Here is a 23,491-nt window from a genome sequence, read left to right on the forward strand (position 1 = left end):
GGAAGACAGGGATGGTGTCTATGGCAAGGAAAACAGGGTTCGTTACTGGTGACTTCGGTTACTGCTGTACAGCATGGGCATAGCCCCTTGTTGCATCCGGGCAACCTCCCGCAGCTGATCCATGCGCTGCTGGTGTTTCTGGTTTAAAACCGCCTGCTGCTCCGGCGTTAGCAGGTGATACATTTGGTTGCGTACTTTTGCCATTTCAACCTGGCGAGCAACCTGCTCCTGCGCCATTTTCTCGGCCTGGGCGCGGACGGCGGTTTCATCAAATTTTTCGGCAGTGACAAGCTTATGCATTGTCTCTATTTCGCTAACATTAACAGGCGGCTGCTTGCGCATGGCCTGCTGCATAAGATCGCGCATCTGTTGTCGCTGATGCTCGGTTAAACTTATGCCGTCGAACATGTGACCCTGACTGCTGGTTTGCGCGACCCCCTCATTGGGGTGCCAGTTAACGCTGTTGACGACTTCAGCGGCCTGGCTATGAGCACTTAGCGCCAGCGTTGAGGCCATGACGGCAGCGAAAACATTGCGCATCACTTGCTCCCAAATATTTTGTTTCGCGATTCAACGAGAGACAGTCTACGATTCAGGCTGAAAACATGCGTCAGGGGGTGTAAAACAACGTAAAGTCATGGATTAGCAAGCCTTGATGACGTAATTTCTGCCTCGGAGGTATTTAAACAATGAATAAAATCCTGTTAGTTGATGATGACCGGGAGCTCACCTCCCTATTAAAGGAGCTGCTCGACATGGAAGGCTTCAACGTGCTGGTTGCCCACGATGGGGAACAGGCGCTGGCCCTCCTGGATGACAGCATCGACCTGCTTTTGCTCGACGTGATGATGCCGAAGAAAAACGGCATTGATACCCTTAAAGAGCTACGCCAGACGCACCAGACACCGGTTATTATGCTGACGGCCCGCGGCAGCGAGCTGGACCGCGTGCTCGGCCTTGAGTTGGGCGCCGATGACTATTTGCCCAAGCCGTTTAACGATCGCGAGCTGGTGGCCCGTATTCGCGCGATTCTGCGCCGCTCCCATTGGAGCGAGCAGCAGCAGACCACGGAAACCGGCTCACCCACGCTGGAAGTGGACGCCCTGAGCCTCAATCCCGGCCGTCAGGAGGCCAGCTTCGACGGCGTAGCCCTCGAACTGACCGGCACCGAATTCACGCTGCTGTACCTGCTGGCGCAGCATCTGGGTCAGGTGGTCTCTCGCGAACATCTGAGTCAGGAGGTGCTCGGCAAGCGCTTAACGCCGTTTGACCGCGCTATCGACATGCATATTTCTAACCTGCGCCGCAAGCTGCCGGAGCGCCAGGACGGCCATCCGTGGTTTAAAACCCTGCGCGGCCGCGGTTACCTGATGGTCTCCGCTTCATGATAGGAAGCTTGACCGCTCGCATCTTTGCTATTTTCTGGTTAACCCTGGCGCTGGTGCTGATGCTGGTGCTGATGTTACCCAAGCTCGACTCCCGCCAGATGACTGAGCTGCTCGATAGCGAGCAGCGTCAGGGTCTGATGATCGAGCAGCATGTCGAGGCGGAGCTGGCAAACGATCCGCCCAATGATTTGATGTGGTGGCGCCGCCTGTTTCGCGCCATCGATAAGTGGGCGCCGCCCGGCCAGCGTCTTTTACTGGTCACCAGCGAAGGCCGCGTGATCGGCGCAGAACGCAGCGAAATGCAGATCATTCGTAACTTTATCGGCCAGTCCGATAATTCAGACCATCCGCAGAAAAAGCGCTACGGCCGCCTTGAAATGGTCGGTCCTTTCATGGTCAGGGACGGCGAAGATAACTATCAGCTCTACCTGATCCGCCCGGCCAGCACGTCGCAGTCCGACTTTATCAACCTGCTGTTTGACCGCCCGCTGCTGCTGCTGATCGTCACCATGCTGGTCAGCGCGCCGCTGCTGCTGTGGCTGGCCTGGAGCCTCGCCAAACCGGCGCGCAAGCTGAAAAACGCCGCGGATGAGGTGGCCCAGGGCAACCTGCGCCAGCATCCGGAGCTGGAGGCCGGTCCGCAGGAATTTCTCGCCGCCGGCGCCAGCTTTAACCAGATGGTGACCGCCCTGGAGCGGATGATGACCGCCAACCAGCGGCTGCTGTCCGACATCTCCCACGAGCTGCGCACGCCGCTGACGCGCCTGCAGCTGGGGACCGCCCTTCTGCGCCGCCGCACCGGCGAGAGCAAAGAGCTTTCGCGCATCGAAACCGAGGCCCAGCGTCTGGACAGCATGATCAACGACCTGCTGGTGATGTCGCGCAACCAGGCAAAAAACGCGCTGGTGAGCGAAACCATGAAGGCCAACCAGCTGTGGAGCGAGGTGCTGGACAACGCCGCCTTCGAGGCGGAGCAGGTCGGTAAATCCTTTACCGTTGCCTATCCGCCGGGACCATGGCCGCTGTACGGCAACCCGAGCGCGCTGGAGAGCGCGTTTGAGAACATCGTTCGCAACGCCCTGCGCTATTCGCACACCAAAATCGAAGTCAGCTTCTCGGTGGATAAGGACGGCATCACCATTCACGTGGATGATGACGGCCCGGGCGTCAGTCCGGCAGACCGGGAGCAGATCTTCCGCCCGTTCTACCGCACCGACGAGGCGCGGGATCGCGAATCCGGCGGTACCGGCCTGGGGCTGGCGATCGTGGAGACCGCCATTCAGCAGCACCGGGGCTGGGTCAAAGCCGACGACAGCCCGCTCGGCGGCCTGCGCCTGACCCTGTGGCTGCCGCTTTACAAGCGCGACTAGCGTCTCCGGCGGCTATTTGCCCCACAGCCGCCGGGCGTTATCTTCGATTTCACCGCTGAGACGCCGCTTCTGCATGGTGCGCGTCCAGCTCACCGACAGCCCTGCCGCAGAGAGCAGGCGGTGATACTGTTCGTCGTCAAACGGCATGTGCCAGGCGATGGCCGCCGCGTCGCGCACGCTGACGTCGCTAAGACGCGAGGCCAGCGTCAGCGGCTGGTCCGGCGAGACGCTGCCGCCGGCGATGACCCGGTACAGCCAGCCGACCCGGCCGCTCGCCTGCATCAGCGCGGAGAGATCGCCGATGCTGAAGTGGTAATTGAGCTTGAAGCACGGAGAGCGCGGCTGGGTCACCTGGATCAGCGCCTCGCCCCAGCGGAAGATATCGCCGATAAAGACGTTCTCTTCCGTCAGCCCGGCGGTTGAAAGGTTTTCACCAAACGCGGGCGCGCAGAACAGCCCGGCCTGCTCGGGGAACTCCCGCCGCCAGTGGTCGTAGTGCTCGCGCGGGTAGTGGCACAGGGCGCGATCCGGGCCGCCGTGCCAGCTTTTCTCCGCCTGCTCGTCGCCCTCCAGCCCTCTCTCCGTCAGCGCCAGCTCGCCGTCAACCTGGCGCTTGGCAATCGCGCTGGGCCTGCTGCCTTCGTACTCTTCAATACGTCCTGTAAATACGTCAACCGGATAGTGCATGTTTCGCTCCTGACCTCATCACCATTGCGGCTATTTTTGCACGTAAGCTGCGCAAATTGCGACAGGCATAGATCCGCAGGCCGCGGATCCATCCTATCCATTAACAATGGTTGAACCGGAATATCGCACAGGAGCGCTCTGCCGGCGGCGCAGGTGCAGCATGTCGACGATAAAAAAAACCCCGCTCGATGTGAGCGGGGCTGGTCGCTGCGTCAACGCGCAGACTTATTTTTTAGCGGCGAAACGCGCTGCGGCTTCGTCCCAGTTGACCACGTTCCAGAACTCTTTGATGTAGTCCGGGCGGCGGTTCTGGAATTTCAGGTAGTAGGCGTGCTCCCACACGTCCAGGCCCAGAATCGGGTAGCCGGAGGTGCCGGAAATCGCTTCACCCATCAGCGGGGAGTCCTGGTTAGCGGTGGAAACGACGGCCAGTTTGCCGTCTTTCAGCACCAGCCACGCCCAGCCGGAGCCAAAGCGGGAGGCAGCGGCTTTCTCAAACTCTTCTTTGAATTTGTCAACGGAGCCGAAAGTGCTTTCGATGGCCGCTTTCAGGTCGCCCTGCAGGGTGGTGCCTTTTTTCAGACCTTTCCAGAACATGCTGTGGTTAGCATGACCGCCGCCGTTGTTGCGCAGGGCAGTTTTCTTGTCAGCAGGCACCTGATCCAGTTTGGTAATCAGCTCTTCAACGGGCAGATTAGCGAACTCCGGCAGGTTTTCCAGCGCTGCGTTAGCGTTGTTGACGTAGGTCTGGTGGTGTTTGGTGTGATGGATTTCCATCGTCTGCTTGTCAAAGTGCGGCTCAAGGGCATCATACGCGTACGGCAGGGATGGCAGTGTATAACTCATATTCATCTCCATTTATTATCGGGCGGCAGAAGTGTGAACGCCGCGTAAGCAGTCAGATCATTATAGTTAATTAAATGATATTGAAAATGATTATCAATGCCGCACTTTTTATGTGGTTAAGCGTTAAGGTTTTGTCGCTGTTTTTGTGAGCCCGCTCAGGACGAACACGCGCTTTTTGCCAGCCCGGCCGGATATGCGGCAACAGGCTCAAGGTTAATCAACTGGCCAATTTTTACACTCACTGTGTCCGATGAAACATTCGTCGACGTAACACGCTGAGGATAAAAGCATGAGTCACGCGATTACGATGGGTATTTTTTGGCATTTGATCGGCGCCGCCAGCGCCGCCTGTTTCTATGCCCCTTTTAAAAAGGTCAGGAACTGGTCCTGGGAGACCATGTGGTCGATAGGCGGCATCGTCTCCTGGATTATCCTTCCCTGGGCCATCAGCGCCCTGCTGCTGCCCGACGTCTGGGCCTACTACAGCTCCTTTAGTGCTTCTACGCTGCTGCCGGTGTTTCTGTTTGGCGCAATGTGGGGCATCGGCAACATTAACTACGGGCTGACCATGCGCTACCTCGGCATGTCGATGGGCATCGGTATCGCCATCGGTATCACCCTGATTGTCGGCACGCTCATGACGCCCATCCTCAACGGCGACTTCCACGTCCTGGTCGGTACGCCGGGCGGGCGAATGACGCTGCTGGGCGTACTGGTTGCGGTGATCGGCGTCGGCATCGTGACCCGCGCCGGACAGCTGAAAGAGCGCAAAATGGGCATCAAAGCCGAAGAGTTCAACCTCAGGAAAGGCCTGATGCTGGCGGTGATGTGCGGCATCTTCTCCGCCGGGATGTCCTTTGCCATGAACGCCGCTAAACCGATGCACGAAGCGGCCGCCGCGCTGGGCGTTGATTCGCTGTACGTGGCGCTGCCGAGCTATGTGGTGATTATGGGCGGCGGCGCGCTGGTCAACCTCGGCTTCTGCTTCATTCGCCTGGCCACCAAATCGAATCTGTCGATCAAGGCCGACTTCGCCCAGGCGAAGCCGCTGCTTATTGCCAACGTGCTGCTTTCGGCGCTCGGCGGCCTGATGTGGTATCTGCAGTTCTTCTTCTACGCCTGGGGCCACGCGCGCATTCCGGCGCAGTACGACTACATGAGCTGGATGCTGCACATGAGCTTCTACGTGCTGTGCGGCGGTCTGGTGGGCCTGATCCTGAAAGAGTGGAACAATGCGGGCCGCCGTCCGGTCGGCGTACTGAGTCTCGGCTGCGTGGTGATTATTATTGCCGCCAATATCGTGGGCATGGGCATGGCCAGCTGATTACGCGGTATTCCGATGATGATGACGCCACTGTCCCGGCGTCATCCCCACTTCCCGATTAAACACCACCGAAAAGTAGTTACTGTCCTCAAAGCCGCAGCGCATCGCCACTTCACCGATCATCAGCTCCGTATGCCGCAGCAGGTACTGGGCGTGACACACCCGCAGCTGGCGCAGATAGTGGTTGATGCTCATCCCCGTCTGCGTGCGGAACTGCTGGCGCAGCGCCCGCTCGCTGCACGCCTGTTCAGCGCAAAACGCCTCCAGCGCAAACGGGTGATTGATGCTGCCCGCCAGCGCCGTCAGCAGCTTATCCAGCAGGGCTTCGCTGGCGGTCGCCGCCTGATTATCCGTGGCGTAGCGGTGGCGGCGCAGCGTCAGCACCAGCTGGGCAAAAATCAGCTCCGCCATCTGCGCAGAGCAGGGCAAGTCGCGGCAGCTCTCCTGCTCAAGCTGGGCTATCGCCTGCCTGGCGGGCGCCATACCGGAGCTGCCGATACGCCAGTGCGGCACGCGGGGAGCGCTCCCCAGACCCGGAATGTGCTCAGCCCAGTCCACATTGAGCGTCAGCCGCTCCGGACAATAGATAATATTCTGCAGAACCAGATCGTTAACGGAGGCGTAGGAGTGCTTATCTTCGGCGCAAATGTAGAACAGATCGCCGCGGGTAATGCGGTACGGGCGGTCGTTGAGAATGTGCAGGCCGTTGCCGCGCCACACCAGCACCAGCTCGCAAAATTCGTGGGTATGCTCGGCAAACGCGTCCTGCGGATAGCGATCGGCTACCGCCACCGCCTGCCGGGGTGAGGTAAAAAATTCGCTTTTACGGAGAATGCGCGGAGCCGTCACCAGAGACCTCGGATCACAAATAGCCGCTCATTATTCACGTTTACCGCCGGGCAAACGGTGATGAAATTCTCGTTACTGCAGCTGCATGTCGCGTCCCTGGCGAATATCGCGCGGCGACCAGCTGAATTCGCGGCGAAACAGCGTCGAAAAGTGGTTGCTGTCGCCGAACCCGCAGCGAAACGCAATATCCGTCACGCTGTCATCGCTGTGGCGCAGCAGGTGGCGCGCCCGGGTTAATCTGACCCGATTGAGATAGCGCTGCGGCGTCAGTCCGGTGTGCTGCTTGAGCTGACGGTGCAGCGTGCGCAGCGACAGTGAAAAACTTTCGGCCACGCCCTCCCAGCAGATCTCTTCGGCAAAGTGATCCTCCAGCCACGCCAGCAGCTGGTTTAACCGGACATCATTATTCGCCGACTCGGCCACCAGGCTCCCTTTGCGCAGCAGCACCAGCAGCTGCATAAACAGCAGCTCGCGATCGGCCACGGCGTGCGGCTCGCTGCCGTCGTCCAGCGTCTCCATGCGGGCGACGATCTGCCTGACCTGCTGCAGTACCGTCTGATTGACCCGCCAGTGCGACGGATAGGCGCCCTCCTGCTCCTGCGGCAGCAGCTTGCGTACGCCGGATAAAAACTGGAACGCATCCGGCGATCGGTAGAGCACATTGGTCAGGCAGAGGTTATCGGTATGCTCGTAGAGGTGGCGATCGTGGTCGCGCACGAAGCAAACCGTCCCCCCGGCAATGGTATAGGGCTGACCGTTGAACACGTGGATCCCGGTCCCGTGCTCGACGATGACAATCTCATGAAAATCATGGTAATGCTCCGGAAACTCCGCCTGCGGAAGACGCGGCTCAATCGCCACGGGCGCATCTCCTGACGGAAAAAAATCCACGCTGTGCAGTACGGTCATAACGGCCTCACCAGATGAGAAAAGTTATCAGGATAATAAACAGCCCCCCGCTAACTCACCTTCAATTTTTGACAGCAAAATGCGCAAACCCTGCCCGATATTTAAGAAACGACGTGAAAGATCTGGAAATGCGTCAGGCGTCACACCGCCTGCCTGAGGCGAAATTAAGCAAAACTGTGAAGCCTCTCACGTTCACCTTTGCTTTCTTGCCAGCGACGTTTTGCCCCTGTCCGTGGTGAGAAGGTCTGCGGGTTGCCTCTGTCCCAGACTGATATCAACGATTATCAGAGGGACCCACCGCCATGACTTTTCGCCATTGTGTGGCCGTAGATTTAGGCGCCTCCAGCGGACGCGTAATGCTGGCAAGCTTTGACCGCCAGAGCCAAAACCTGACCCTGCGGGAGATGCACCGCTTCGTTAACGCGCTGCAGAAAATTGACGGCAGCGACTGCTGGGACGTTGACGCCCTGGAGTCGGACATTCGCCTCGGCCTGCAAAAGGTGTGCGATGCCGGCATCCTTATCGACAGCATCGGGATTGATACCTGGGGCGTGGACTTTGTGCTGCTCGACAAAGAGGGCAACCGCGTCGGGCTGCCGGTCTCCTACCGCGACTGCCGCACGCTGGGCGTGATGCCGCGCGCCGAAGCGCAGCTGGGCCGGGCGGAGATCTACCGCCGCAGCGGCATCCAGTTTCTGCCGTTTAATACCCTCTACCAGTTCCGCGCGCTATCGGAACAGCAGCCCGGACGGCTGGAGAACGTGGCCCACGCGCTGCTTATACCTGACTACTTCAGCTATCGCCTGACCGGCGAGATGAACTGGGAGTACACCAACGCCACCACCACTCAGATGGTGAATATCAATACCGACAGCTGGGACGACGCGCTGCTCAACTGGGCGGGCGCCGCGCGCCGCTGGTTCGGCACGCCGACCCATCCGGGCAACGTGATCGGCCACTGGATCTGCCCGCTGGGCAATAAAATTCCGGTGGTCGCCGTCGCCAGCCACGATACCGCCAGCGCGGTGATCGCCTCGCCGCTGGCGGACAAGCACGCCGCCTACCTCTCGTCGGGCACCTGGTCGCTGATGGGCTTTGAGAGCAAAACGCCCTGCACCAGCGACGCCGCGCTGGCCAGCAACATCACCAACGAGGGCGGGGCGGAAGGGCGCTATCGGGTACTGAAAAACATCATGGGCCTGTGGCTGCTGCAGCGGGTGCTGAAAGAGCAGAACGTCGATGATATCGGCGCCCTGATTGCCGAAACCGAAGCTCTGCCAGCCTGCCGCGCCGTGATCAATCCTAACGACGATCGCTTTATCAACCCGGAAAACATGAGCGATGAAATTCGCGCCGCCTGCCGGGAGAGCCGCCAGCCGGAGCCGCAGAGCGCTGCCGAACTGGCGCGCTGCATCTTCGACAGCCTCGCCCTGCTTTACGCCCGGGTGCTGCACGAACTCGCCGATCTGCGCGGTCACGCCTTTTCACAGCTGCACATCGTGGGCGGCGGCTGCCAGAACGCTCTGCTTAACCAGCTCTGCGCCGACGCCTGCGGGATCGCCGTGGTGGCCGGGCCGGTTGAGGCCTCGACGCTCGGCAATATCGGCGTCCAGCTGATGACCCTCGACGAGCTGAATGACGTCGACGACTTCCGCAAGGTGGTGCGTAACAACTACGCCCTGACCACCTTCATCCCGAATCAGAATAGCGAAATTGCCCGCCGCGCGGCGCTGTTTCGCCCCCAACAGACTAAGGAGCTTTGCGCATGACCACTCAACTTGAACAGGCCTGGGAACTGGCAAAACAGCGTTACGCGGCCGTGGGCGTCGACGTCGAGGAGGCTCTTCGCCAGCTCGACCGCCTGCCGGTCTCTATGCACTGCTGGCAGGGCGACGACGTCGCCGGATTTGAAAACCCTGAGGGCGGCCTGACCGGCGGCATCCAGGCGACCGGCAACTACCCGGGCAAAGCGCGCAACGCCGGCGAGCTGCGCGCCGATCTGGAGCAGGCCATGAGCCTGATCCCGGGGCCTAAGCGCCTGAACCTGCACGCTATCTATCTGGAGTCCGATACCCCGGTTGACCGCGATGCCATCAAGCCTGAGCACTTCAAAAACTGGGTCGAGTGGGCAAAAGCCAACCAGCTGGGCCTCGATTTTAACCCGTCCTGCTTCTCGCACCCGCTGAGCGCCGACGGCTTCACCCTCGCCCACGCCGACGACAAAACGCGCCAGTTCTGGATCGACCACTGCAAGGCCAGCCGCCGTATCTCCGCCTACTTCGGCGAACAGCTGGGCACGCCGTCGGTGATGAACATCTGGATCCCGGACGGTATGAAGGACCTGACCGTGGACCGCTTCGGCCCGCGCCAGCGCCTGATGGAAGCGCTGGATGAGGTGATCAGCGAAAAGCTAAGCCCGGCGCACCACATCGACGCCGTGGAGAGCAAGCTGTTCGGCATCGGCGCGGAGAGCTATACCGTCGGCTCCAGTGAGTTCTACATGGGCTACGCCACCAGCCGCCAGACCGCGCTGTGCCTGGACGCGGGCCACTTCCATCCGACGGAGGTGATCTCCGACAAGATCTCCGCCGCGATGCTGTTCGTACCGCGCCTGCTGCTGCACGTCAGCCGCCCGGTGCGCTGGGACAGCGACCACGTGGTGCTGCTGGATGACGAAACCCAGGCCATCGCCAGCGAAATCATTCGCCATAACCTGTTCGACCGCGTGCATATCGGCCTCGACTTCTTCGATGCCTCCATCAACCGCATCGCGGCATGGGTGATCGGTACCCGCAACATGAAGAAGGCCCTGCTGCGCGCCCTGCTTGAGCCGACTGCCGAACTGCGCCAGATGGAGCTGGACGGCGACTACACCGCGCGCCTGGCGCTGCTGGAAGAGCAGAAGTGCCTGCCGTGGCAGGCGGTGTGGGAGATGTACTGCCAGCGCCACGACGTCCCGGCGGGCAGCGAGTGGCTGGGCAGCGTGCGCCACTACGAAAAAGACGTGTTAGCGAAGCGTAACTAATTTTCCGCCGGGCGGGCGCCGTCCGCCCGGCTATGCGAAGGATAAAAGAATGCAGACCATCACCCGCTCCTGGTTCGTCCAGGGCATGATCAAAGCCACCTCCGACGCCTGGCTGAAGGGCTGGGACGAGCGCAACGGCGGCAACCTCACTCTGCGGCTGGACGATGCCGATATCGCGCCGTTTGCGGCCGATTTCCATGCCAAACCGCGCTACATCGCGCTCAGCCAGCCGATGCCGATGCTGGCCAATACGCCGTTTATCGTCACCGGCTCCGGCAAGTTCTTCCGCAACGTGCAGCTCGATCCGGCGGCCAACCTCGGCGTGGTAAAAGTGGACAGCGACGGCGCGGGCTACCACATTCTGTGGGGCCTGACCGACGAAGCGGTGCCGACCTCCGAGCTGCCCGCCCACTTCCTCTCCCACTGCGAGCGTATTAAAGCCACCGGCGGCAAAGATCGCGTGATTATGCACTGCCACGCCACCAACCTGATCGCCCTCACCTACGTGCTGGAAAACAGTACCGATACCTTCACCCGCAAGCTGTGGGAAGGCAGCACCGAGTGTCTGGTGGTCTTCCCGGACGGCGTCGGCATTCTGCCGTGGATGGTGCCGGGCACCGACGGCATTGGCGAAGCCACCGCCGAATCCATGCAGAAACACTCCCTGGTGCTGTGGCCGTTCCACGGCGTTTTCGGCAGCGGTCCGACCCTCGATGAAGCCTTTGGCCTGATCGACACCGCCGAGAAGTCCGCCGAGGTGCTGGTGAAGGTGTATTCCATGGGCGGCATGAAGCAGACCATCACCCGCGAGCAGCTGGCGGCGCTGGGCGAGCGCTTCGGCGTGACGCCGCTGGCCTCCGCGCTGGCGCTGTATAACTGATTCAGGGAGAGTGCGATGAGCTTTATGTTAGCGTTGCCGAAAATTAGCCTGCACGGCGCGGGCGCGATCGGCGATATGGTCAATCTGGTGGCGGGCAAGCAGTGGGGCAAAGCGCTGATCGTCACCGACGGTCAGCTGGTCAGGCTGGGCCTGCTCGACAGCCTGTTTTCCGCCCTCGACGCGCAGCAGGTGAGCTGGCAGTTGTTCGATGAGGTATTCCCGAACCCGACGGAGGCGCTGGTGCAGCGCGGCTATCAGGCGTATCAAAACGCCGGCTGCGACTATATCATCGCCTTCGGCGGCGGCAGCCCGATTGATACCGCGAAAGCGATCAAAATTCTGACCGCCAATCCCGGCCCGTCCACCGCCTACGCCGGCGTCGGCAAGGTGAAAAACCCGGGCGTGCCGCTGGTGGCCATCAACACCACCGCCGGCACCGCCGCCGAGATGACCAGCAATGCGGTGATTATCGACAGCGAACGCCGGGTCAAAGAAGTGATCATCGATCCGAATATCATTCCCGATATCGCCGTCGACGATGCCAGCGTGATGCTCGATATTCCGCCCGCCGTGACCGCCGCCACCGGCATGGACGCCCTGACCCACGCCATCGAAGCGTTTGTCTCCGTCGGCGCGCACCCGCTGACCGACGCCAACGCCCTGGAAGCTATTCGCCTGATTAACCTCTGGCTGCGGAAAGCGGTTGAAGACGGCCACAATCTGGAGGCCCGCGAGCAGATGGCCTACGGCCAGTACCTGGCGGGCATGGCGTTCAACAGCGCCGGTCTGGGGCTGGTACACGCCCTGGCCCACCAGCCGGGCGCCACCCACAACCTGCCGCACGGCGTCTGTAACGCCATCCTGCTGCCGGTTATCGAAAACTTTAACCGGCCGAAAGCCGTGGCGCGCTTCGCCCGCGTGGCGCAGGCGATGGGCGTCGACACCCGCGGGATGAGCGACGAGGCGGCGAGCATGTCGGCCATTCAGGCCATCCGCGATCTCAGCGTTAAAGTGGGCATTCCGCAGGGCTTTAAAGCGCTGGGCGTTACCAGGGCCGACATCGAAGGCTGGCTGGACAAGGCGCTGGCCGATCCGTGCGCGCCGTGCAACCCGCGCAGCGCCAGCCGCGACGAGGTGCGCGAGCTCTATCTGGAGGCGCTATGATCCGCAAAGCCTTTGTGATGCAGGTGAATGCCGGTGCCCACGAAGAGTACGAGCGCCGCCACAATCCCATCTGGCCGGAGCTGGAGGCGGTGCTGAAGCGCCACGGCGCGCACCATTACGCGATCTACCTCGATAAGGCGCGCAATCTGCTGTTCGCCACGGTAGAGATTGAGTCCGAAGAGCGCTGGAACGCGGTGGCCGCGACCGAGGTGTGCCAGCGCTGGTGGCGGCATATGGCCGACGTGATGCCGTCCAACGCCGACAACAGTCCGCTGAGCGCTGAGCTGAAAGAGGTATTTTATCTGGCGTAAGCGTTAAAAAAACGGCGCTGTGCGAGCGCCGTTTTCTCTTTTCCGACCTAGACAGTCATCGCGCCAGGAGCCGCCTTTTCCGCCGCCGGTTTGCCGGTGAGCGTCAGGGCCGAAATCAGCGTGATGGTTAGCGCAATTCCGCCCAGAATCATGTAAGTCTCCTGAAAACCAATCCTGTCGTACATGTTGCCCGCAAAGGCCGAGAGAAATATTGCCGCGATCTGCTTGGCAAACTGGAAGCCAACCAGGTAGATAGTGGCCGAAAGTCGGGTATCAAACACGCCGGTAATGTACTTAAAGGCGCCGACCAGCAGGAACGGCACCTCCAGCGCGTGCAGCATTTTCAGCGCCACCACCTCCGCCGCAGTGGTCGCAAACGAAGAGCCAATCATCCGCACGGCCATCACCATGCCGGCGATCAGCAGCGTATTTTTCGCGCCAATGCGGTTAATGATCCACGGCGAGCAGAACATAATCACCGCATTGCAAATCTCGCCCGCGGTGGTGGCAAAACCAAAGGCGCGGGTGCCCGCCTCCGGCGTAGCGAAGAAGGTTTTAAAGAAGGTGGCAAACTGCTGATCGAACACGTCGTACACGCAGGCCACGCCCACCACGTAGAGTATAAACATCCACATTTTGCGCTGGCGAAACAGCCCCAGCACCGACCTCAAATCGACCGCCGGGCGGTTGGCGCCCAGCGAGTCCATCACCTGCGCCGTCTGGCTGGCCTGCGGCCGGGCTATCGCCACTAGCACCAGCAGCAGCAGCGCGGCGGCAGATCCCATCCAGAACACCCACTCCGGGTTGATGCTGAACAACATGCCCGCAGTGGTGGCGCACAGCGCCCAGCCCAGGCAGCCAAAGGTGCGCGCCCTACCGTACTCAAAACCCGTGCTGCGGCTGACGCGCTCAATATAAGCCTCCATCGCCCCCGCCCCGGCGGAGAAGACGAAGCCGATATAGGCGCCGCCGCTCAGCGCGCCCAGCCAGATATTGACTCTCAGCAGCGGCGCAAAAACGTAGAGAAAGAAGGGCGCTATCAGCACCAGCAGAAAGGTGACTATCCACATCAGGTGTTTTTTCAGCCCCAGCTTATCGGAAATGACGCCGAGCACCGGCTGAAAGCAGATGGCAAACAGCGACAGGCAGGAGAAAACGATGCCGGTTTGCGTTTTATTGAGGCCGATAATATCCGACAGCCAGATGGGCAGAAACGGAAAGCAGGTGGCCATGATAAAAAAGTAGAGAAAGAAGAACAGGCCGAAGATCCAGAAGTTAGGGTTTTTTTTGTAGGTACAGGCAGTCGTATTCATCATTATTTTCCTTATCGGGGCCGATCTCCCGGCCCCGATCATCAGATACGCTCAACGCCAATCAGAATGGCGCTTTCCGGATCGAGGATCGGCAGCGCAATCCCCGCCTGCATCAGCCATTCGCCGCTGGCCGTCACCTCAGAGGTCATCCACGCGGGAAACTTGCGCATGGTATGGCCGCCCGCGCCGGTCAGGCCGAGGTTCGGATGGTCAACCAGCGAGAGGCGATACTGTGCGTCCGGCGCCAGTCCCGCCAGGCGCAGCGGCATCATCAGGGTGTAGTCAGGCATCGCCAGCTGGCTGACCATAAACAGCGCCTGCCCGCCGTCCCGGCTAACGATCCCCTGCGCCTGCGTGGTGGCATCCGGCATATCCAGCCGCCACTGGGTGCCGGAATGGATGAGTCCGCGCCACTGCTTATAGAGCGACGCATAGCGCCGGTAGCCTTCCCGCTCCGCCTCGCTGACGTTGAGCGGATCCAGCTCCAGCCCCAGGTGGCCGAACAGCGCGGTGAGTCCGCGAAAGGCGATATCGTGCTGGCGGAAGGTGACGTGGCACTGCTGCGGCCCGATATGGGCGCCCATCACCTCCGGCGGGAAGAAGTAGCTCATGCCGCGCTGGATGGTGCAGCGCTCCAGGGCATCGTTATTGTCCGACGGCCAGAAGCGGTGGCAGCGCTTCAGCACCCCGTAATCAATGCGCCCGCCGCCGGAGGCGCAGGATTCAAATTCGATATGCGGGAAGCGCTGGCGCAGCGTCTCCAGCAGGCGGTAATAACAGCGGGTCTGGGCATCGGCGGCAGCGCGTCCCTGATGGCCGGGCTGCACCAGCTCGCGGTTCATGTCCCACTTCACGTAGTCAATCGCGTGCTCGCCGAGCAGCCAGCTCATGCGCTCAACCAGATAGCTGAAGACGTCGGGGTTGCTTAAATCCAGCACCAGCTGATTGCGCGCGGTGTGCTGCGGATAGCCCGGCATCGCCAGCACCCAGTCCGGATGCGCGCGGTAAAGATCGGAGTCCGGGTTTACCATCTCCGGCTCAACCCAGATACCAAACTCCATGCCGAGCGCCTTAACGCGGTCGATAACCGGCGTCAGCCCCTGCGGATATTTTGCTTCATCAAGATACCAGTCGCCGAGCCCGGCCCGGTCATCATTACGTCCCTTAAACCAGCCGTCATCAATGATAAAGCGCTCGACGCCCAGCGACGCGGCCTCGTCTGCCATGCGCATGATGTACGCCGGGGAGTGATTAAAGTAGATGCCTTCCCAGGTATTGAGATGCACGGGGCGCGGCTTCTTGTCCGGGAAGCGGATAATCTGCTGACGCAGGTAGCGGTGAAACTGCTGGCTCATGCCGTTGAGGCCCGCCGCCGAATAGCTGGCGTAAAGGTGCGGCGTCCACAGCGTTTCGCCCTCCCCCAGCGCCACCTCGCCGGGCAAGTAGAGCGCCTCCGCCTGCAGATAGCGGCGGCCGTCGGTTTTCACCTCCGCGCGCAGCCGGTGATTGCCGCTCCAGCCCAGGTGTACGCCCCACACATCGCCGCGCATTTCGCTAAAGGCTTCACTGCCGACGATCAGCGCCGGGAAGTGCTCGTGCGAGGAGCGGCCGCGGCGGCTTTCCAGCACATAGCTGTCGTGATCCAGCCGCAGGCGGTGCGGCTGGAACTCGCGGGTCCAGCGGCCGTGAAAGGCCATCACGTCGCGGGCGCGCCCGGCCACCGGCAGCGTTACCGCCAGCCTCTCCACCTGCCAGGACTGCTGGCGCAGATTGGTCAGACCGTGGCGTACGGTCAGAACGCCGCTCTCATCAAGGGCGATTTCGCTGCACAGGCGCAACCCGGCAACGGCGTCTTCGCTGGTAATGGTCAGCGTCTGCGCCCGGTGACTAACATCGGTCGTCTTAAACAGCGGCGAGCCGTCCAGCCCCTGCCGGTGCCCTTCAATCCCCGGCGATCCGAACAGGCCGTGGCCCGCTTCGGCCATCAGCGTCAGCGGAATGTCCACGTCAAGGCGGCTATTGGCGATTGGACGATCGAGACTTAAGACAGCCTGCGGCGAAAAGTGCGCAAGATGCGGCCCCCAGTAGAGAATTTCGGCGAACGGGCGGGTTTTAATAATAACGTCGGCACCTGCGCTCTGCAGGCGAATCACTGAATCAGACATCGGGCATCTCCGGTACAAGGTATGCCCTACTGTTGATCCGAAACGTTTCGGATTAAAACCAAAACGTTTCGGATACGTGATCGGCTTCAGATATTTAACGCAGAACGGTGAAGATCAGGCGGTTTCGCCGGGGCGGAATTCGGGCTGCCACAGCACCTGAAGCGTGGCCACATCGTCGCCGGCGATCAGGCGCCGCACCATATCGGCAACCTGGCGGCCGACGCCCTGGCGCGTCGACTGCACAACCGCCGCCACCGGGACGTCAATAATGCTGTCTTCCGGCAGACCGTCATAGACCACCAGCGACACGCGATCGTCGCCCGTCAGCCGCCCCGCCTGGGCAAGCGCCATCGCCGCGCCGTCGCCGTGGGTGTTGCAGTCGGTAATAATGGCGGTCGGCGGCTCGGGCAGCGCCAGCAGTGCCAGCGTGGCCTGAAAACCGCCGCGCCGCGTCTGGGGAACGCGGCGCAGCCACGCCTGTGAAAGGCCGCTTTCGCGCAGCGCATCCAGATAGCCGCAGCGGCGCTGGACGATAAACGCCTGATTGTTGTCCTCGCCGAGCAGCGCAATGCGCCGGTGGCCGCGCTCAATCAGATAGCGCGTCGCCGCGCGGGTGCCCGCATAGTTGTCAAAATCGAACCATGCGTAAGGCTGCGGGAGACTGCTGCGGCCGAGCGTCAGGAAGGGAAAACCGGCGGCAAGCAGCGGCTCGAGACGCGGATCGTTCTCCAGCGTATGGGCCACGATCAGCGCGTCAACCCGGCGGCTCTGCACCAGGCGCATGTAGCTGTGCTTATCGGCCTGCTCGTCATCGGCGATCAGCAGCAGATCGATTTCGTGGCGGGCCAGTTCGCGGCTGATCTCCGCCACCATGTCGAAGAAGACGCTATTATTGAGCGGCGCCGGGCGGACGGGGAACACGAGGCCAACGGCGTCGATTTTGCCCATTTTAAGCCGCCGGGCGAAGGTATTTGGCCGGTAGCCGCGGCGCTGCGCCTCGGCCTCGACCCTGGCGCGGGTGTCGGCGGAAACATCGTCATAGCCGTTAAGGGCGCGGCTGACGGTCGTTACCGAAATCCCCAGCGCTTTAGCAATATCTTTCAGCGACATAACTCTCTCTGCTTCGCGAATCAGGCGCCAGTGTCCCGCAATACGGCGGCGGCGTCCAGCGCAGGGCTAGTTCTGCTCCGCCACCAGCAGCGCCTGGGTATCCGGCTCCAGGGCCTGAAACAGATGCTCCTGGTCCCCCGGATAGCAGATGTAGTCCCCTTCCCCCAGCTCTTCCGGCGCGGACGTCAGACCGACCCGCGCCCGGCCCTGAGTGATGATGATGTGCTCCACCGATCCGGGCGAATGCGGCTGCGAGATGCGGTCTGCCCCGGGCTGGGTCAGCAGCAGATAGATATCGCGCCGCGCGCCGGGCGGGCAGGCGGCCAGCAGAATGGCTTCATAGTTGGCCTGCCCGGCGACCACTTTGGTGCCCTCGCCGCGGCGGATCACCTGAGTCTGATTCTGGTGCGGCTCCAGCAGGCGGGCAAAGGGAATATCCAGCGCCACGCAGAGCGACCACAGTGTCTCCAGGCTGGGATTGCCGTTGCCGGCCTCCAGCTGGGAAAGCGTCGATTTTGCAATGCCGGCCCGGCGCGCGATCTCCGCCAGCGAAAGCCCGGTGCGCGCGCGTTCGCGCACAAGGCTTTTGGCTATCACGCTTATTGGCTGCGTCATTCGCGTCTCCGTGTTTTATATATCGAACGAAACGTTCGACTTGTAAATCAATAAAGCAGTGTTCATTATAATGTTACTTCGTTCGATATGGCTCACGCAGATGAAACAATTTTTCTCAAGCCTCACCGGCGATACGGTGAAGGCCATTGTGCTGGTCGTCCTCGCGGTGGGGGTGGTCGGCATGTCCTACGGCTCGCTGGCAATGGCCTACGGCTTTCCGCTGTGGGTGCCCTTCGTGCTGTCGCTCACCGTGCTGGCGGGCGCATCCGAGTTTATGTTTATCGGCATCGTCGCCAGCGGCGGTAACCCGCTGGCCGCCGCTGCCGCCGGGCTGCTGGTTAACGCCCGCCATGTGCCCTTCGGCGTCAGCGTCCGCGATCTGGTGGGCAGGCGCGGCGCGGCGCTGCTCGGCTGTCACATAATGAACGATGAGAGCGTGGTGTTCGGGCTGTCGCAGAAGACGCCGGAGCAGCGCAGGGCCGCCTACTGGCTGTGCGGCCTGGGCGTTGCCATCATCTGGCCCGTTGGCGCCCTGCTGGGCGCCGGCATCGGTAAGCTGCTGCCCGCCCCGGAGACCATCGGACTGGATGCGGTATTCCCGGCGATTTTGCTGGCGCTGACCCTGCCGGCCTTTAAAAACCGCGCGACGCTAACTCGCGCCCTGAGCGGCGCGGCGATTTCGCTGGCGGCCGTCCCCTTCGTCGCCACCGGCCTGCCGGTGCTGCTGTCGCTGTTCGGCCTGCTGGCGAGGAGGAAGTAATGGGCAATATGGGACTGTTTATCGCCGGGATGGCGATTTTATCGCTGGGCACCTATCTGATGCGTCTCGGCGGCGCAAAGCTGGGTCGCCGCCTGAACTTTTCCGAACGCGCTCAGGCGCTTCTGTCGGACGCCGCCACGGTGCTGCTGTTCTCCGTGGCGCTGGCGACCACCTTCTACGAAGGCGAACACTTTGCCGGGATGGCGCGGGTGCTGGGCGTGGCCTTTGCGGTATTCCTCGCCTGGCGCAAGGTGCCGCTGATTGTCGTGATCGTCGCGGCGGCGGTGGTCACCGCGCTGCTGCGAACGGCGGGCATAAACTAAAAAAGCGCCCGCAGGCGCTCTTTCGACCGGTACTCAGTAATTACTTATTCAGTTCCGCCGTCATGTGCACGCGGTTGCCGGGGAAGGCTTCGGTAATTTTGTAGGATGATGCACCCGCTGCTTTAGCCTGCGCGGCAATTTGCGCCTCAGCGTCGTCGAGCGTGGAGGCAGTGGCGGTCACCGTCTGTGCGGCAAATGCGCCGAAAGTCGTGGTCAGTGCGATAACTGCTGCAAAAGTTTTGATGCTTTTCATGATAGTCACCCTGTAATCTGGTTGTCTGGATAAGGCGCCGTGCCTTGATGAGATAAATACTAGCCCTGTATCCCGACAACTGATAGCGGAAGGATTTGCTATCATCTTTCAAATTTATTGATTAATAATTAAGCGCTGCGGATGGGTGTAGATTGTCGCCCTGCCCGGCTTGCAGAAACCGACCAGCGTCAGGTTGCAGCGCTCGGCGACCTCCACCGCCAGAGTCGTCGCGGCCGATACCGCAAGCAGGATCTCAACCCCGCACATCGCCGCCTTCTGCACCATCTCATAGCTGGCGCGGCTGGAGACCAGCGCCGCGCCGCTGCGCCACGCCTCGCCTTCGCCGGCGCGCTGGCCCAGCAGTTTGTCGAGCGCAACGTGGCGCCCGACATCCTCCATCCCGCCCGCCAGGGCGCCGGAAGGCATCACCCAGGCGGCGGCGTGCGTGCAGCCGGTCAGCCGGCCCACCGGCTGGACGTCGTTGAGATGCCGCAGGGCATCATCGAGGTGATTAAGGTCAAAGGTCTGGGTAAAGGGCAGCGGCGCCACGGGGCGGCCAATATCGTTCAGCTGCTCCACGCCGCAAACGCCGCAGCCGGTGCGGCCGGTGAGCGAGCGCCTGCGTTCTTTAAGCGCCATAAAGCGGCGGCTGGAGAGTTCGATTTGTACTTCGATGCCGCTGCAGCCGGGCACCACATCAATACCGTAAATCTCGCTTCTGCTTTCGATAATGCCTTCCGACAGGGAGAAGCCCACCGCAAACAGCGGCAGATCTTTCGGCGTCGCCATCATCACCACGTGAGAGATGCCGTTATACACCAGCGCTACGGGCACTTCTTCCGCCAGCTTATCGACCTCGGCGTGCTGCAGATCGCGGCGTCGCCAGAGCGCGACTTCGCGCATACCGGTGACATTAGTCACATCTCCGCCGCTTTTGTTAGCGTGTTCGTTCACTTTAACTTAACCATATTGGAACAGACCTAATTACGATGTGGTATTCTGATAAAAGCCCCTCAGCGGTGAGGGAGATGGACCTAATTCTGAACCTTTGCCGGGTCATCCGCAAAGATAAATAAAAAACAGAGTCGCGCATCCACTTGGGTGCGGCGATAGAGCAATGTCGATACAAGGAGCAAACCATGCAGGTCAGCAGAAGGCAGTTCTTTAAGATCTGCGCTGGCGGTATGGCAGGCACGACGGCGGCTGCGCTGGGCTTTGCCCCGGCAGTAGCGATGGCGGAAACGCGGCAGTATAAGCTGCTGCGCACCCGCGAGACGCGTAATACCTGCACATATTGTTCCGTTGGCTGTGGGCTGTTGATGTATAGCCTCGGCGACGGCGCAAAGAACGCCAAAGCATCTATCTTCCATATTGAAGGCGATCCGGACCATCCGGTGAACCGCGGGGCGCTCTGCCCGAAAGGCGCCGGTCTGGTGGATTTTATCCACTCGGAAAGCCGGCTGAAATTTCCCGAATATCGCGCGCCGGGCTCCGATAAGTGGCAGAAAATCAGCTGGGACGAGGCGTTTGACCGCATCGCGAAGCTGATGAAGGCCGACCGTGACGCTAACTTTATTGCTCAGAACGCCGAAGGCGCCACCGTTAACCGCTGGCTCTCTACCGGCATGCTTTGCGCATCCGCCTCCAGCAATGAAAGCGGCTATCTGACCCAGAAATTCACCCGCGCGCTCGGTATGCTCGCGGTAGACAACCAGGCGCGCGTCTGACACGGACCAACGGTAGCAAGTCTTGCTCCAACATTTGGTCGCGGTGCGATGACCAACCACTGGGTGGATATTAAGAACGCCAATCTGGTTGTGGTGATGGGCGGCAACGCCGCTGAAGCGCATCCGGTCGGGTTCCGCTGGGCGATGGAAGCCAAGATCCATAACGGCGCCAAGCTTATCGTTATCGATCCGCGCTTTACCCGTACTGCGTCGGTGGCCGACTTCTATACGCCGATTCGCTCCGGGACCGACATTACGTTCCTGTCCGGGGTGATGCTGTATCTGCTGACCAATGAAAAAATTAACCGCGAGTACACCGAGGCGTACACCAACGCCAGCCTGATCGTGCGCGAAGACTACGCCTTCGAGGACGGCCTGTTCTCCGGCTACGACGCCGACAAGCGCAAGTACGATAAAACCAGCTGGAACTACGAGCTGGACGAAAACGGCCATGCGAAGCGCGATACCACGCTGACGCATCCGCGCTGCGTCTGGAATTTGCTCAAGCAGCACGTTTCACGTTATACGCCGGAGGTGGTGGAGAAGATCTGCGGTACGCCGAAGGCCGACTTCCTCAAGGTGTGCGAATATATCGCCGAGACCAGCGCGCCGGATAAAACCGCCTCGTTCCTCTATGCCCTGGGCTGGACGCAGCACTCGGTCGGCGCCCAGAACATTCGTACCATGGCGATGATCCAGCTGCTGCTCGGCAATATGGGCATGGCGGGCGGCGGCGTGAACGCCCTGCGCGGTCACTCCAACATTCAGGGCCTGACCGATCTTGGCCTGCTCTCCCAGAGCCTGCCGGGCTACCTCAACCTGCCGAGCGAGAAGCAAACCGATCTGCAGACCTACCTCACCGCCAGCACGCCGAAGCCGCTGCTCGAAGGCCAGGTGAACTACTGGGGTAACTATCCGAAGTTCTTCGTCTCGATGATGAAGGCCTTCTTCGGCGATAAGGCCACCAAAGAAAACAACTGGGGCTTTGACTGGCTGCCGAAGTGGGATAAGAGCTACGACGTGCTGCAGTACTTCGAAATGATGTACAAAGGCGAAGTCAACGGCTACATCTGCCAGGGCTTTAACCCGGTGGCCTCGTTCCCTAACAAGAACAAGATTGTGGCCTCCCTGTCGAAGCTGAAGTTCCTGGTGACCATCGATCCGCTGAACACCGAAACCTCAACCTTCTGGCAGAACCACGGCGAGTCGAACGACGTCGATCCGGCGAAAATCCAGACCGAGGTATTCCGCCTGCCGTCGACCTGCTTTGCCGAAGAGAATGGCTCTATCGTTAACTCCGGCCGCTGGCTGCAGTGGCACTGGAAAGGCGCGGACGCCCCCGGCATTGCCAGAACCGACGGCGAGATCCTCGCCGGTATCTTCCTGCGCCTGCGCGAGATGTATGCCAAGGAGGGCGGCCCGGTGCCGGAGCCGGTGCTCAACATGACGTGGAACTACACCACGCCGGATGAGCCCGCCTCGGAAGAGGTGGCGATGGAGAGCAACGGCAAGGCGCTGGCAGACATCACCGATCCGGCCACCGGCGCGGTCATCGTCAAGAAGGGCCAGCAGCTCACCTCCTTCGCCCAACTGCGCGACGACGGCAGCACTTCCAGCGGCTGCTGGATTTTCACCGGCAGCTGGACGCCGGAGGGCAACCAGATGGCGCGGCGCGACAACGCCGATCCGTCGGGTCTCGGCAATACGCTGGGCTGGGCCTGGGCGTGGCCGCTCAACCGCCGCATCCTCTACAACCGTGCCTCCGCTGACCCGCAGGGCAAACCGTGGGATCCGAAGCGCCAGCTGCTGAAGTGGGACGGCGCGAAGTGGGGCGGCGTGGATATTCCGGACTACAGCGCCGCGGCGCCGGGGTCGGACGTCGGGCCGTTCATCATGCAGCCCGAGGGCATGGGGCGCCTGTTTGCTATCGACAAGATGGCGGAAGGGCCGTTCCCGGAGCACTACGAGCCGTTTGAGACGCCGCTGGGCACCAACCCGCTGCACCCGAACGTGGTCTCCAACCCGGCCGCGCGCGTGTTTAAAGATGACCTTGATGCGATGGGCAAAGCCGACAAGTTCCCCTACGTCGGCACCACCTACCGTCTCACTGAGCACTTCCACTACTGGACCAAGCACGCGCTGCTCAACGCCATCGCGCAGCCGGAACAGTTTGTGGAGATCGGCGAGAAGCTGGCGAATAAGCTCGGCATCACCCACGGCGATACGGTGAAGGTCTCCTCTAACCGCGGCTATATCAAGGCCAAGGCGGTGGTGACCAAGCGTATCCGCACCCTGAAGGTGAACGACAAAGACGTGGATACCATCGGTATTCCTATCCACTGGGGCTACGAGGGCGTGGCGAAGAAGGGCTTTATCGCCAATACGCTGACGCCGTTTGTCGGCGACGCCAACACCCAGACGCCGGAGTTTAAAACCTTCCTCGTGAACGTGGAAAAGGTGTAACGGAGACGA

22 protein-coding genes are annotated in these 23,491 nt (G+C 61.2%); 11 read left to right on the plus strand and 11 right to left on the minus strand.

Features of this window, described 5'->3' with window-relative positions; translation table 11 throughout:
* Positions 1 to 42 precede the first annotated feature (42 nt).
* Complete coding sequence (cpxP, locus tag ENGE1_RS17345) at positions 43 to 540, minus strand: cell-envelope stress modulator CpxP (protein WP_043081513.1); 498 nt, start codon at positions 538 to 540, stop codon at positions 43 to 45.
* A gap of 149 nt (positions 541 to 689) precedes the next feature.
* Between cpxP and cpxR the strand changes: the two genes are divergently transcribed.
* Positions 690 to 1,388, plus strand: coding sequence for an envelope stress response regulator transcription factor CpxR (gene cpxR / locus ENGE1_RS17350; protein ID WP_043081512.1), 699 nt, complete (start codon positions 690 to 692; stop codon positions 1,386 to 1,388).
* A complete protein-coding gene (gene cpxA / locus ENGE1_RS17355) occupies positions 1,385 to 2,758 on the plus strand; it encodes an envelope stress sensor histidine kinase CpxA (protein ID WP_043081511.1) in 1,374 nt (457 codons plus the stop codon). The genes cpxR and cpxA overlap by 4 nt, the downstream gene beginning before the upstream one ends.
* A 12-nt stretch (positions 2,759 to 2,770) precedes the next feature.
* On the opposite strand, the gene yiiM is transcribed toward cpxA, so the two are convergent.
* Together yiiM and sodA are read right to left on the minus strand one after the other, a co-directional pair.
* Entirely contained in the window at positions 2,771 to 3,445 is a 675-nt protein-coding gene (gene yiiM / locus ENGE1_RS17360) for a 6-hydroxyaminopurine reductase (RefSeq protein ID WP_043081510.1), read from the minus strand.
* A gap of 225 nt (positions 3,446 to 3,670) precedes the next feature.
* Complete coding sequence (sodA, locus tag ENGE1_RS17365) at positions 3,671 to 4,291, minus strand: superoxide dismutase [Mn] (protein WP_043081509.1); 621 nt, start codon at positions 4,289 to 4,291, stop codon at positions 3,671 to 3,673.
* Positions 4,292 to 4,580: 289 nt separating this feature from the next.
* On the opposite strand from sodA, the gene rhaT reads away from it, so the two are divergent.
* Positions 4,581 to 5,615, plus strand: a complete 1,035-nt coding sequence (rhaT, locus tag ENGE1_RS17370; RefSeq protein WP_048254762.1) for an L-rhamnose/proton symporter RhaT — start codon at positions 4,581 to 4,583, stop codon at positions 5,613 to 5,615.
* Here rhaT and rhaR read toward each other — a convergent pair whose 3' ends face one another.
* A complete protein-coding gene (rhaR, locus tag ENGE1_RS17375; protein WP_043081507.1) occupies positions 5,616 to 6,464 on the minus strand; it encodes an HTH-type transcriptional activator RhaR in 849 nt (282 codons plus the stop codon).
* Between the two features lie 72 nt (positions 6,465 to 6,536).
* Positions 6,537 to 7,373 (minus strand): HTH-type transcriptional activator RhaS, encoded by an 837-nt coding sequence (gene rhaS, locus ENGE1_RS17380; RefSeq protein WP_043081506.1) that lies wholly within the window; start codon positions 7,371 to 7,373, stop codon positions 6,537 to 6,539.
* 302 nt (positions 7,374 to 7,675) lie between these two features.
* On the opposite strand from rhaS, the gene rhaB reads away from it, so the two are divergent.
* From rhaB to rhaM, 5 genes are read left to right on the plus strand one after another with little or no spacing between them, the layout of a single operon-like run.
* Positions 7,676 to 9,142 (plus strand): rhamnulokinase, encoded by a 1,467-nt coding sequence (gene rhaB, locus ENGE1_RS17385; RefSeq protein ID WP_048254759.1) that lies wholly within the window; start codon positions 7,676 to 7,678, stop codon positions 9,140 to 9,142.
* Positions 9,139 to 10,398 (plus strand): L-rhamnose isomerase, encoded by a 1,260-nt coding sequence (rhaA, locus tag ENGE1_RS17390; RefSeq protein WP_048254757.1) that lies wholly within the window; start codon positions 9,139 to 9,141, stop codon positions 10,396 to 10,398. Before rhaB ends, rhaA begins: the two co-directional genes overlap by 4 nt.
* A gap of 49 nt (positions 10,399 to 10,447) precedes the next feature.
* Entirely contained in the window at positions 10,448 to 11,278 is an 831-nt protein-coding gene (gene rhaD / locus ENGE1_RS17395; RefSeq protein ID WP_048254756.1) for a rhamnulose-1-phosphate aldolase, read from the plus strand.
* Between the two features lie 15 nt (positions 11,279 to 11,293).
* Positions 11,294 to 12,442: a lactaldehyde reductase gene (gene fucO, locus ENGE1_RS17400; RefSeq protein WP_048254755.1), complete on the plus strand. Its 1,149-nt coding sequence runs from the start codon at positions 11,294 to 11,296 to the stop codon at positions 12,440 to 12,442.
* Positions 12,439 to 12,753 carry an L-rhamnose mutarotase gene (gene rhaM, locus ENGE1_RS17405; RefSeq protein WP_043081501.1) on the plus strand — a complete coding sequence of 105 codons (315 nt, stop codon included), beginning with the start codon at positions 12,439 to 12,441 and terminating at the stop codon, positions 12,751 to 12,753. The genes fucO and rhaM overlap by 4 nt, the downstream gene beginning before the upstream one ends.
* Before the next feature lie 47 nt (positions 12,754 to 12,800).
* Here rhaM and ENGE1_RS17410 read toward each other — a convergent pair whose 3' ends face one another.
* The 4 genes from ENGE1_RS17410 to ENGE1_RS17425 all read right to left on the minus strand — a co-directional run bounded on the left by ENGE1_RS17410 (position 12,801) and on the right by ENGE1_RS17425 (position 17,956).
* Complete coding sequence (locus ENGE1_RS17410; protein WP_048254753.1) at positions 12,801 to 14,066, minus strand: MFS transporter; 1,266 nt, start codon at positions 14,064 to 14,066, stop codon at positions 12,801 to 12,803.
* 41 nt (positions 14,067 to 14,107) lie between these two features.
* Complete coding sequence (locus tag ENGE1_RS17415) at positions 14,108 to 16,231, minus strand: alpha-galactosidase (RefSeq protein ID WP_048254751.1); 2,124 nt, start codon at positions 16,229 to 16,231, stop codon at positions 14,108 to 14,110.
* A gap of 114 nt (positions 16,232 to 16,345) precedes the next feature.
* Positions 16,346 to 17,362 (minus strand): substrate-binding domain-containing protein, encoded by a 1,017-nt coding sequence (locus tag ENGE1_RS17420; protein WP_255265519.1) that lies wholly within the window; start codon positions 17,360 to 17,362, stop codon positions 16,346 to 16,348.
* Positions 17,363 to 17,407: 45 nt separating this feature from the next.
* Positions 17,408 to 17,956, minus strand: a complete 549-nt coding sequence (locus ENGE1_RS17425) for a helix-turn-helix domain-containing protein (RefSeq protein WP_043081497.1) — start codon at positions 17,954 to 17,956, stop codon at positions 17,408 to 17,410.
* Between the two features lie 100 nt (positions 17,957 to 18,056).
* Between ENGE1_RS17425 and ENGE1_RS17430 the strand changes: the two genes are divergently transcribed.
* Both ENGE1_RS17430 and ENGE1_RS17435 read left to right on the plus strand, forming a co-directional pair.
* The gene (locus ENGE1_RS17430; protein ID WP_048254748.1) at positions 18,057 to 18,716 is read left to right on the plus strand and encodes an AzlC family ABC transporter permease; all 660 of its coding nucleotides are present in this window, start codon (positions 18,057 to 18,059) and stop codon (positions 18,714 to 18,716) included.
* Positions 18,716 to 19,039: an AzlD domain-containing protein gene (locus ENGE1_RS17435; RefSeq protein WP_045289242.1), complete on the plus strand. Its 324-nt coding sequence runs from the start codon at positions 18,716 to 18,718 to the stop codon at positions 19,037 to 19,039. The genes ENGE1_RS17430 and ENGE1_RS17435 overlap by 1 nt, the downstream gene beginning before the upstream one ends.
* 40 nt (positions 19,040 to 19,079) lie before the next feature.
* Here ENGE1_RS17435 and ENGE1_RS17440 read toward each other — a convergent pair whose 3' ends face one another.
* Positions 19,080 to 19,292, minus strand: a complete 213-nt coding sequence (locus ENGE1_RS17440) for a YdgH/BhsA/McbA-like domain containing protein (protein WP_043081494.1) — start codon at positions 19,290 to 19,292, stop codon at positions 19,080 to 19,082.
* A 114-nt stretch (positions 19,293 to 19,406) separates the two neighbouring features.
* On the minus strand, positions 19,407 to 20,195 hold the full coding sequence (gene fdhD, locus ENGE1_RS17445; RefSeq protein WP_053518839.1) for a formate dehydrogenase accessory sulfurtransferase FdhD: 789 nt from the start codon (positions 20,193 to 20,195) through the stop codon (positions 19,407 to 19,409).
* A gap of 236 nt (positions 20,196 to 20,431) precedes the next feature.
* Between fdhD and fdnG the strand changes: the two genes are divergently transcribed.
* On the plus strand, positions 20,432 to 23,482 hold the full coding sequence (fdnG, locus tag ENGE1_RS17455; RefSeq protein ID WP_139212121.1) for a formate dehydrogenase-N subunit alpha: 3,051 nt from the start codon (positions 20,432 to 20,434) through the stop codon (positions 23,480 to 23,482).
* The last annotated feature ends 9 nt before the right edge of the window (positions 23,483 to 23,491 follow it).

The sequence above is a fragment of the Pluralibacter gergoviae ATCC 33028 = NBRC 105706 genome, assembly GCF_001598855.1.
GTDB lineage: Bacteria > Pseudomonadota > Gammaproteobacteria > Enterobacterales > Enterobacteriaceae > Pluralibacter > Pluralibacter gergoviae.